The organism is Deltaproteobacteria bacterium (genome assembly GCA_020848745.1).
Classification (GTDB): domain Bacteria; phylum Desulfobacterota; class Binatia; order UTPRO1; family UTPRO1; genus UTPRO1.
Genome location: JADLHM010000026.1, coordinates 1 through 4,805, shown reverse-complemented (window position 1 = coordinate 4,805; position 4,805 = coordinate 1). Strand labels below are relative to the sequence as shown.

At 73.7% G+C, this 4,805-nt stretch carries 7 protein-coding genes; all 7 read right to left on the bottom strand.

Annotated features, from left to right (window positions below; translation table 11 throughout):
* Positions 1 to 409, bottom strand: a 409-nt coding sequence (locus IT293_04180) for a hypothetical protein (protein ID MCC6763841.1), incomplete at its 3' end; no start/stop codon positions are given.
* Positions 410 to 465: 56 nt separating this feature from the next.
* Positions 466 to 987 carry a hypothetical protein gene (locus IT293_04175; protein MCC6763840.1) on the bottom strand — a complete coding sequence of 174 codons (522 nt, stop codon included), beginning with the start codon at positions 985 to 987 and terminating at the stop codon, positions 466 to 468.
* The gene (locus IT293_04170; protein ID MCC6763839.1) at positions 984 to 1,823 is read right to left on the bottom strand and encodes a M23 family metallopeptidase; all 840 of its coding nucleotides are present in this window, start codon (positions 1,821 to 1,823) and stop codon (positions 984 to 986) included. The genes IT293_04175 and IT293_04170 overlap by 4 nt, the downstream gene beginning before the upstream one ends.
* A gap of 65 nt (positions 1,824 to 1,888) precedes the next feature.
* Complete coding sequence (locus IT293_04165; protein ID MCC6763838.1) at positions 1,889 to 2,545, bottom strand: hypothetical protein; 657 nt, start codon at positions 2,543 to 2,545, stop codon at positions 1,889 to 1,891.
* Positions 2,546 to 2,586: 41 nt separating this feature from the next.
* On the bottom strand, positions 2,587 to 2,886 hold the full coding sequence (locus IT293_04160; protein ID MCC6763837.1) for a hypothetical protein: 300 nt from the start codon (positions 2,884 to 2,886) through the stop codon (positions 2,587 to 2,589).
* A 12-nt stretch (positions 2,887 to 2,898) separates the two neighbouring features.
* Positions 2,899 to 3,723 (bottom strand): hypothetical protein, encoded by an 825-nt coding sequence (locus IT293_04155; GenBank protein ID MCC6763836.1) that lies wholly within the window; start codon positions 3,721 to 3,723, stop codon positions 2,899 to 2,901.
* Between the two features lie 18 nt (positions 3,724 to 3,741).
* A complete protein-coding gene (locus IT293_04150) occupies positions 3,742 to 4,695 on the bottom strand; it encodes a hypothetical protein (GenBank protein MCC6763835.1) in 954 nt (317 codons plus the stop codon).
* Positions 4,696 to 4,805 lie beyond the last annotated feature (110 nt).

The following is a 4,805-nucleotide window of genomic DNA, read 5'->3' as shown; positions in this document are numbered from 1 at the left end:
GGTGCTGGCGGAGCATGCCGATGACGTCGCCGCTCGCGCCGACTGCCGTCTTCATGAGCATGCGGTTGTGGGCCATCTGCTCGGAGAGCAGGCCGGCGAGCGTGGGGGAGATGGCGCGCTCCTCGTCTTCGTCGGCCTCGCCGGTGTCGCGTAGCTCGAAGGTCATGCGGCCGATCGGACCCTTCGAGGCGTCCTCGCCGTAGGCTCGGACGGTGTAGCGAACGGTGCCGCCGACGGCGTCGAGATCCTCGCCGGCAACAGCGACGAGCTCGCTCGCCAGCTCGTCGGGCTCGGTGGTGGGCGAGACGCGCAGCTCGCGGAGCTGCGTCGAGGCGCGAAGCAGGGTGATGCGGACGGCGCGGCGTTGCTGGGTGCGGACCCATTCGGCGAGCTTGGCTTCGGGACGCATGCGGGGCTCCGGTGTCGAGGTTCCGAGGTGCTAGGGCGCTACAGGGTCAAGACGTCTCAGCGCAGGACGCGGCCGAGCGCGACGACGCCAGCGATCGCGACGACGCCAGCGATCGCGATCTTGGTGAGGTCGAAGCCGCCGCCGGTCGCGCGATCGGCGGCGCCGCCGGGGGTCGGTGCGCCGGGAGCGGTGACGGCGCCAGGAGCGGACTGCTCGAGGCGCTGTCGCCATTCTCGCGCGCGGAGGTTGTGCTCCTCGGCTTGCTGGAGGGTGCCGCCGTAGAAGCCCGAGATCCACGTGTTGTTGGTCGCGTAGAACTCGGTCCAGTCGCCAAACCAGATGTTCCACTGCTCGAGCAGCTCGCGGCTGATGCGGTGCTCGCGATAGGCGCGGTGATAGTCGCGATCGAGGAGACGGATGCTCGTGTTGATCTGGCCGAGCCGCTCCAGGTAGTCGGTCGGGCTGATGATGGCGCCGACGTGCGCGCGGTCGCTCGACGCACGATGGCGAGCCGGGGTGCTCCGAGCCGCGGCGGCGCGCAGCGTGGCGAGGCCGAGCGCGTGGGCCGAGCGGCTCATCGGAAGCCTCGCGCAGCGAGCACGGCGAAGGTGACGAACGTCCCGATCGCGGCGACGGCGAGACCGGGCACGGGCGAGCGACGGCGACGCGCCGGTGGAGGGGGCGGGGAGGGCGCCGTCACGGGAGGCGCGGGAAGGGGCCAGGAAGGCCAGAGCGGCGGCAGGGGCGGGAGCGTCCACGTCGGAGCAGGTGAGGGCGCTGGCGGGGCGATCACGGGCGGCTGCTGCGGTGCTGGTGCCGGAGGCGAGGGCGTCGGGGTCGGAGGTGTTGCCGGCGGTGCGGGTGTCGCGGCCACGGGAGGGGAGGGCGCTGGCGGAGGGGCCGGTGCGGGCGTGGGAGCCACGACGGTCGGCCTCGCGGCGCCGCAGTCGGCGAACGAGCCCGGGATGATGCGGAAGCGACGATCGGAGCCGACGCCGATGCCGAGCGCTTCGAGCCACGGGACCGGGTCGTGGTTGCCGTCACCGTACGCGGCGGGGAGCGAGCGCGTGCGGACCTCGAAGTGCAGATGCGGCGGGACACCGAAGGTGCCGGGGCGACCGTCGCGGCCGTCGGTCTGCCCGACGTAGCCGACGACGTCGCCGGCCTGCACGACCTGGCCGACCTCGACGCCGAGACGGCTCAGGTGCGCGTGGAGCGTCCAGAAGCCGCCCGCGTGTCGGAGCACGACCGTGTGCCCGTAGCCGCCGAAGCCGCGGGCGCCGTTCGCCGTCGCGTGCGTGACGACGCCAGGAAGGACGGCGCGCACGGGCTCGCCCACGCGCGCGGCGATGTCGATCCCGTAGTGGAAGCGCCGGCCGCTCGGGCGCTGGCGCGTCCCGTAGGGTGACGACACGCGCGAGCGCGACGGCTCGAGCGGTGGCACCGGGCAGATGCGCGCGGTCGTGGGAGCCGCGGCCGTCACAGCGCGATCGCGAAGACGGCGACGACGCGCACGGGCGGCCCGCCGGGGTTGGTGACGACGAGCCGGCGCGCGCCGCTCGCGAGCGGGTAGGAGCCGGGCGCGTCGAGCTGGTAGAGCGAGAGGCCGCCGCGTGTCTGCACGTCGGCGAGAAACGCCGCTCCGGCCGGTGATGCGAGCAGCTCCACGCGCGCGGCGAATCGAGGGACCTCGAGCACGGCGGGAACGGCACCGGCGACGAGCTCGTCCGTGCGGAGCGTCCGCCGCGGCCGTTGCCCCTCGCCTGCGGGCCGACCGCCTTGCGCGATGAACGCGCCCAGCGTGAGCGAGCGAGCGCCGGGCGCATCGGGACGCGCCTCGTTCCGGCCGACGACCTCGATCGCGGAGCCAGCGACCGAGAGCACGAGGCCGCGTGCGAAGTCGACCTCGGCCTCGGCGTTCGTGCCCCCGCTGCCCCAGAGGATGACGGCGGAGGCCTCCGGCTCGTCGCCCTCGGCGCCGGTCGTGGCGTCGAGCATGGGCGTCGTGAGCGTGATCGTGACGAGCTGGCCCTCCGCGTCGGGTCCGGAGATGCGCGCGAGCGACTGCCGTTGCCCGGGGAGCACCGGCACGGCGCGGCCCACGTTCTCGCGGCTCTGTCGGTCGAGAAGGCCCACGAAGACACTCCAACGCTAGAGCGCCATAGCGCTCCGGTGACTCAGGGCTTGATGATCAGGACGTCGAAGGGCGCGTCCGTCGGATCGCCTGCTGTGTTGAACGTGCGCACGAGGAGCGTGCGGTCGTCCGGCTTGCTCCACCGGATGAAGCTCGCGTCGCCTTCGCGGAGCGTCGCGAGCACCACGCACTGCGTCTCGTCGATCGGCGCGTCGAGCGCGAGCAGGTACTCGCCAGGGGTCTGGTGGGTCGCTTGCCTGCGTACGCCGCCGTTCGCGAGGACCTCGCCGGTCGGGGCGACGCTGCATGCGGCCCAGAGCGCATCGGGCTTCGTGATGGCCATCGGGCTCGTCTCCTATCGGCCCGTGGAGAAGATGGGGCGCGCCGTCTGGGCCAAGACGGCGAGCCCTGCCTGGCGGTCGGAGCGCCGCGGCAGCCAGGAGGTCCACGACGAGCTCGCGGGCGCTGCGCCGTTCGGCGGCGGCGGGGGTGCGCCAGAGACGGCCTGTTGCACGGCACGAAGCGCCTCGGGCGAAAGCGTGGCGGTCGCCGCGGCGACAGGCGCGCCGCCACGGATCGCGGTTTGAACGGCCGGTGCCACGGCGCGCAGGATGTCGAGCGCCTGGCGCGCCTGCGGATGCCCCTGCGCCGCGGCGCGGGCGAGCTGCTCGAGGCGGCTGCGCGCGGCGGGGTCGTGCTGGGCGCGCGCGATCGCGGTTGTCGCGGTCCGTGCGACGACGGTCGCCGCACCGAGCGCGGGACCGACGACGGGGATCGCGACCGACGCGAGCCCGACGGCTTGCGCGACGCGCGGATCCTGGATGACCTCACGGGCGCTCGCGAGGAGACGGCGAAGCACGCGACCGCGCGCGATGCGACGTGCGAGCTGCGCGATGTGCTCGACCGAGAAGCCGCTGACGGCTCCGCTTCCGTAGTGCTGCGCGAGGAAACGGACGAGCGCGGGCGCTATGTACCGCTCGTTGACCGTCGCGCAGAGCTGGAGCGGCCCGAAGCTCGTCGGCATGGTGAAGCAGGCGACCCACACGCCTTCGCTCGAACGGGTCACGCGTGCTTCGCCGCGGAGCAGGATCTCGCGGAGCGCGGGCTCGATCGACGAGGGCGCCGGAGTGGGCGCGGGTGACGGAGCGCTCGGGGTCGGGGGCGTCGAGGGGGTCGTCATGGTGGGGACCTCCGCGGGTCAGGCCGCAGCGCTCGCGGACGCGGGCGCGCGAGGCGGCTGGTAGGTGACGGTCTCGCGCCCGTGCCCGGCGGTGCGGACGAAGGGCGAGGGCGGGTTGCGGACGCCGAAGTAGATCAGCGCTCCGCGTGTGCTGCCGCCGTAGAGCCCGTCGGCATCGAGCCCGGCGGCGCGCTGGAAGCGACGCAAGAGGTCGTGGTCGTAGCGACGGCTGCCGCGATTGCGAAGGTTGTAGGCGACGCGCGGAGCGAGCTCGCGCGCCTGCGCCTCGTTGAACGTGGACGGGGAGGGCATCGGGATCGGTGCCGGCGATGGCGAGGGCGCAGGCGGTTGCGCGGGAGGGATCTGGATGCCCCACGTGCTCGGATCGAGCGTCGGGGTCTGCGGCTGCGTCGGCTGCGTCGGTTGGGGCTGGCCTGGCTGCGGCACGACGCCCCCGGCGCCGCTCATGAGGATCTCGTGGATGCGCGCGAGGATGGATGGATCGATCCCGGGAAGAACGCCCGGCACCGTGGTCGTCGGCGCGGGCGCGGGAGCCGGAGCAGGGGAGGTCGCGGGCGCAGGCGGCGCCACGCTCGGCGGCATCGGTGGCATGAGCGGCGCCGGGAACGGCATCGATGGCGCGCCATACGCGGGCGCGGGAATCGGCGGGATCGCGGCCGCGGCGGCTGCGCGGATCTGCGCCGCGCGCTGGCGGAGCATCTCGGCCGTCGTGGGGAAGTTCGGCGCGAGCGTCGCCGCGAAGGCCTCGATCTGCCCAGGGTCGGTCGCGACCGCGAGGTAACGCGCGACCGCCGGGAGAAGCGGCTCGGCCGCCGTCGGAAGATTGCCCGCCGGCAGTCGGTTGACGTTGTCGTTGCCGCTGCCGTCGGGCTGCGATTCGTCGTCCTCGCGCTGCGAGAGCGCGAGCAGGACCAAGCCGCCGACGGCAGCCAACGCGAGCACTACGCCCATCGGTCACCACCCATCCCGAGAAGACGGCTCGGGTCCTCGATCACCCCGTCGGGTCGCTCGACGAGGATGTGATAGACGCTGAGGCGCCCCTGCATCCGGTAGCGGATGGT

Bases quoted from the DNA above. Each gene is read 5' to 3' on its own strand.
- IT293_04150 (MCC6763835.1), bottom strand. From the start codon at position 4,695: ATGGGCGTAGTGCTCGCGTTGGCTGCCGTCGGCGGCTTGGTCCTGCTC.
- IT293_04175 (MCC6763840.1), bottom strand. From the start codon at position 987: ATGAGCCGCTCGGCCCACGCGCTCGGCCTCGCCACGCTGCGCGCCGCC.
- IT293_04160 (MCC6763837.1), bottom strand. From the start codon at position 2,886: ATGGCCATCACGAAGCCCGATGCGCTCTGGGCCGCATGCAGCGTCGCC.
- IT293_04155 (MCC6763836.1), bottom strand. From the start codon at position 3,723: ATGACGACCCCCTCGACGCCCCCGACCCCGAGCGCTCCGTCACCCGCG.